Annotated in this window: 1 protein-coding gene; it reads left to right on the top strand. The window is 34.1% G+C overall.

The features are described from left to right. Positions 1 to 4,274, top strand: a 4,274-nt coding sequence (locus GMD4S_RS10545) for a S8 family serine peptidase (protein WP_000574654.1), incomplete at both ends; no start/stop codon positions are given.

Here is a 4,274-nt window from a genome sequence, read left to right as displayed (position 1 = left end):
AAGGATACAAAAGTTTTATATACCTATAATACGATTTTTAATGGCGCTGCCATTGAAACAACTCCAGATAATTTGGACAAAATTAAACAAATAGAAGGTGTTTCGTCGGTTGAACGATCACAAAAAGTCCAACCAATGATGAATCATGCCAGAAAGGAAATTGGAGTTGAGGAAGCTATTGATTACCTAAAGTCTATTAATGCTCCATTTGGGAAAAATTTTGATGGTAGAGGTATGGTTATTTCAAATATCGATACTGGAACAGATTATAGGCATAAGGCTATGAGAATCGATGATGATGCCAAAGACTCGATGAAATTTAAAAAAGATGACTTAAAAGGCACTGATAAAAATTATTGGTTGAGTGATAAAATCCCTCATGCGTTCAATTATTATAATGGTGGTAAAATCACTGTAGAAAAATATGATGATGGTAGGGATTATTTTGACCCACATGGGATGCATATTGCAGGGATTCTTGCTGGAAATGATACTGAAAAAGACATCAAGAACTTTAATGGCATAGATGGAATTGCGCCTAATGCACAAATTTTCTCTTATAAAATGTACTCTGACGCAGGATCTGGGTTTGCGGGTGATGAAACAATGTTTCATGCTATTGAAGATTCGATCAAACACAATGTCGATGTTGTTTCGGTATCATCTGGCTTTACGGGAACAGGTCTTGTAGGCGAGAAATATTGGGAGGCTATTAGAGCATTAAGAAAAGCTGGAATCCCAATGGTTGTTGCTACAGGTAATTTTGCGACTTCTGCTTCAAGTTCTTCATGGGATTTAGTGGCCAATAATAATCTGAAAATGACCGACACTGGAAATGTAACGCGAACTGCAGCACATGAAGATGCGATAGCGGTCGCTTCTGCTAAAAATCAGACAGTTGAATTTGATAAAGTTAACATTGGAGGACAAAGTTTTAAATACAGAAATATAGGAGCTTTTTTCGATAAAAATAAAATCCTAACCAATGAGGATGGGTCAAAAACTCCAAATAAATTAAAATTTGTATATATAGGCAAAGGTCAAGACCAGGATTTGATAGGCTTGGATCTTAAGGGCAAAATTGCAGTAATGGATAGAATTTATACCAAGGATTTAAAAGATGCTTTTAAAAGAGCTATGGATAAAGGCGCACGTGCCATTATGGTTGTAAATACTGTAAATTACTACAATAGAGATAATTGGACAGACCTTCCAGCTATGGGATATGAAGCGGATGAAGGGACTAAAAGTCAAGTATTTTCAATTTCAGGAGATGATGGTGTAAAATTATGGAACATGATTAACCCTGATAAAAAAACTGAAGTCAAAAGAAATAATAAGGAAGATTTTAAAGATAACTTAGAACAATACTATCCAATTGATATGGAAAGCTATAATTCTAATAAACCGAATGTAGGTGATGAAAAAGAAATTGACTTTAAATTTGCAGCTGACACAGACAAAGAACTTTATAAAGAAGATATTATAGTCCCAGCAGGGTCTACATCTTGGGGGCCAAGAACAGACTTGCTTTTAAAACCGGATGTTTCAGCACCTGGTAAAAATATTAAATCCACTCTAAATGTTATCAATGGTAAATCCACTTATGGTTATATGTCAGGAACTAGTATGGCAACTCCAATCGTAGCAGCTTCTACTGTTTTGATTCGACCAAAATTAAAGGAATTGCTTGAAAGACCTGTCTTGAAAAATCTTAAGGGAGATGACAAAATAGACCTTACAAGTCTTACAAAAATAGCCTTACAAAATACTGCAAGACCGATGATGGATGCAACCTCTTGGAAAGAAAAGAGTCAATACTTTGCATCACCTAGACAACAGGGAGCAGGTCTAATTAATGTTGCCAACGCTTTGAGAAATGAAGTTGTAGCAACTTTCAAAAATACAGATTCTAAAGGTTTGGTAAATTCATATGGTTCCATTTCTCTTAAAGAAATAAAAGGTGATAAAAAATACTTTACAATTAAGCTTCACAATACCTCAAACAGACCTTTAACCTTTAAAGTTTCTGCATCAACTGTAACTACAGATGCTCTAACTGATAGGCTAAAACTCGATGAAACATATAAAGATGAAAAATCTCCGGACGGGAAGCAAATTGTTCCAGAAATTCACCCAGAAAAAGTCAAAGGAGCAAATATCACATTTGAGCATGACACTTTCACTATAGGTCCAAATTCCAGCTTTGATTTAAATGCGGTTATAAATGTTGGGGAAGCAAAAAATAAAAATAAATTTGTAGAATCATTTATTCATTTTGAGTCAGTGGAAGAAATGGAAGCTCTAAACTCCAACGGGAAGAAAAGAAACTTCCAACCTTCTTTATCGATGCCTCTAATGGGATTTGCTGGGAATTGGAACCACGAACCAATCCTTGATAAATGGGCCTGGGAAGAAGGATCAAAATCAAAAGCAATGGAAGGTTATGATGATGATGGCAAACCAAAAATTCCAGGTACCTTAAATAAGGGGATTGGAGGAGAACATGGTATAGATAAATTTAATCCAGCAGGAGTTATACAAAATAGAAAAGATAAAAATACAACATCCCTAGATCAAAATCCAGAATTATTTGCTTTCAATAACGAAGGAATCAACGCACCCTCATCAAGTGGTTCTAATATTGCTAAAATTTATCCTTTAGATTCAAATGGGAATCCTCAAGATGCTCAACTTGAGAGAGGATTAACGCCTTCTCCACTTGTATTAAGAAGTGCAGAAGAAGGAGTGATTTCAATAGTAAATACAAATAAAGAAGGAGAAAATCAAAGAGACTTAAAAGTCATTTCGAGAGAACACTTTATTAAAGGAATTTTAAACTCTAAAAGAAATGATGCAAAGGGCATTAAATCTTCTAAGCTAAAAGTTTGGGGTGACTTGAAATGGGATGGACTCATTTATAACCCAAGAGGTAGAGAAGAAAATGCCCCAGAAAGTAATGACAAAAAAGATCCTGCTACTAAGATACGAGGACAATTTGAACCGATTGCGGAAGGCCAATATTTCTATAAATTTAAATATAGATTAACCAAGGATTACCCATGGCAGGTTTCCTATATTCCTGTAAAAATTGATAACACCCCTCCAAAGATTGTTTCAATTGATTTTTCAAACCCTGAAAAAATTAAGTTGATTACAAAGGATACTTATCACAAGGTCAAAGAGCAATACAAGAATGAAACGCTATTTGCGAGAGATCAAAAAGAACATCCTGAAAAATTTGACGAGATTGCCAACGAAGTTTGGTATGCTGGGGCCGCTCTTGTTAATGAAGATGGAGAGGTTGAAAAAAATCTTGAGGTCACTTATGCAGGTGAGGGTCAAGGACGAAATAGGAAACTTGACAAAGACGGAAATACCATTTATGAAATTAAAGGTGCAGGAGATTTAAGAGGCAAAATCATTGAAGTGATTGCATTAGACGGTTCTAGCAATTTCACAAAGATTCATAGAATTAAATTTGCTGATCATGCTGATGAAAATGGGATGATTTCCTATTATCTAGTAGATCCTGATCAAGATTCATCTAAATACCAAAAGCTTGGCGAGATTTCCGAATCTAAATTTAAAAATTTAGAAAATAGAAAAGAGGATAGTCTTAAAAAAGATACAACTGAAGTAGAACATCATCAAGAAAATGAAGAGTCTATCGAAGAAAAATCTAGCTTGACTATTCATAAAACTATTTCAACAATTAGAGACTTTGAAACTAAAGACTTAAAGAAACTAATTAAAAAGAAATTTAGAGAAGTTGATGACTTTACAAGTGAAACTGGTAAGAGAATAGAGGAATACGATTATAAATACGATGATAAGGGAAATATCATTGCTTATGACGATGGTAGTGCCTTACAATATGAAACTGAAAAACTTGATGAAATCAAATCAAAAATTTATGGCATTCTAAACCCATCTAAAGATGGACACTTTGAAATTCTTGGAAAGATCAGTAATGTTTCTAAAAATGCCAAGGTATACTATGGAAATAACTATAAATCGATAGAAATCAAAACGACCAAGTATGATTCCCATTCAAAAACGATGACATTTGATTTATACGCTAATATTAATGATATTGTGGATGGATTAGCTTTTGCAGGAGATATGAGGTTTTTTGTCAAAGATGATGGTCAGATAAAAGCTGAAACTAAAATTAGAATGCCTGAAAAAAATAAGGAAACTAAAGCAGAATATCCGTATGCATCAAGTTATGGGAATGTAATAGAATTAGGAGAAGGAGATCTTTCAAAAAA

It is taken from the genome of Streptococcus sp. GMD4S (genome assembly GCF_000296955.1).
This window is presented reverse-complemented; position numbering and strand designations above follow the sequence as displayed.